This window comes from Desulfobulbus elongatus DSM 2908 (assembly GCF_000621145.1).
Lineage (GTDB): Bacteria > Desulfobacterota > Desulfobulbia > Desulfobulbales > Desulfobulbaceae > Desulfobulbus > Desulfobulbus elongatus.
The window spans coordinates 1-1,442 of record NZ_JHZB01000087.1; the positions used below are offsets into that span (position 1 = coordinate 1).

The window sequence follows — 1,442 nt, forward strand, 5'->3', positions numbered from 1 at the left end:
TTAAAACGATGGATAACATAACATTTTAGCGCAAAATCAACAAGTTGATATTTAAGCTTGTTGCTGGTTACTGCACTTAATTTTCAAGAAACCCTTGAGAAGACGTCGGGCACTAGTGACTCGGAGGCAATGAAAAAATTTTACGATAACTTGAAATATAAACCCAGACTCAAGCTTGAGAAGAACCCCTAAAGGAGCCTCTTGGTATAAACAAAAAACAAGGGTGTGAAAAAATAAGAAGATCAGAGTGTTGTTGTGTTATCCCGGCAACTCCTTTTGCCTTGAGTACGCTGTTGCCTGCTGAAGTGTGGAATGCCATCAGCTTTGGATTGGAGGCCATGCCATGAATAAAATGATACGTATCGTATTGGTTGGTTTTATGTTGATTGTGTCCATGGGATGTGGGTCGTATGAGAAAAATCTTGATTCAATTAGATGGAATCCTCCCACGCTCTCTGCGGATGAATGCCCAGACCTCAGCGGCATGTATTTTAATGGCAGTATGTTGTACAGATTTTTTCAGCGGGGTAATGATACTCGCTATCACTCTCCAGTGATTATTAATAATTACAGGGAGATTCCGTATGTTGTCGTGAAAAGACAGATGCGGACCCTGCCAGGACAAAAGCCTATGTCTGGGGTTCTGACTCATAAAGATACTTCCGCGTTCGATGAAAATGCGATCCTGGTTGTCCGGCATCTTGGGCAGCGGCTGGAGGCAACCTTGACGGACAGGAATGGGCTATCCTATAAGCAGGTGATCAGGGATTTGAATCATCCTCTCGCCGGTTGTGATCAGGGCGCTTTGGTCCTGAGGTATATGCACTACGTTGGAGGGGGGCCGGGTACTCCTTCCACTCTTCGCGCTTCGGAGATTCGATTTACCAGGCTCCCCGATGGCCGCCTTCAGGTTGTTACGCATGGGAGGCAATGGCGGCCCAGTTTCTTAGGGGGGGGCGTGGAAGACCCTGTCACAGGACGTAAAGACCGTCAAACGGGAACTCGCCGTCTATTTGACATTGTTCCCTCCAGCTCCTCTACTCCAACACCCATGTCACCGGGGGCGGGACCGTTACCCTCGCGTCCGGTGGCGACACCACCATGAAAGGCGCGGTGGTGGCGGGCGAGCGGGTCGAGGCGGATATCGGCGGCAACCTCGCCATCGAGAGTCTCCAGGACGAAAGCCGCTAGCAGAGCAAGGACCAGGCCATCGGCGGCTCGATCACCGTGGGCTACGGCTTTGCCGCGGGTAGCACCAGCGTAAGCAACAGCAGGATCAACAGCAACTTCAAGAGCGTCACCGAGCAAACCGGGATCAAGGCCGGGGACGGAGGTTTTGCCGTGGATGTCCGGGGCAACACCGATCTGACCGGCGGGGTGATCGCCTCCACGGATGCGGCGGTTGTCGCCGGCCGGAACAGCTTTGCCACCTCGGGCCTGAC

2 pseudogenes are annotated in these 1,442 nt (G+C 52.2%); both read left to right on the forward strand.

The window, feature by feature from the left end:
- Positions 1–1,047: 1,047 nt before the first annotated feature.
- Positions 1,048–1,191: pseudogene (locus Q362_RS24655) on the forward strand (hemagglutinin repeat-containing protein); the annotation flags it as partial.
- A 36-nt stretch (positions 1,192–1,227) separates the two neighbouring features.
- Positions 1,228–1,442: pseudogene (locus Q362_RS24400) on the forward strand (hemagglutinin repeat-containing protein); the annotation flags it as partial.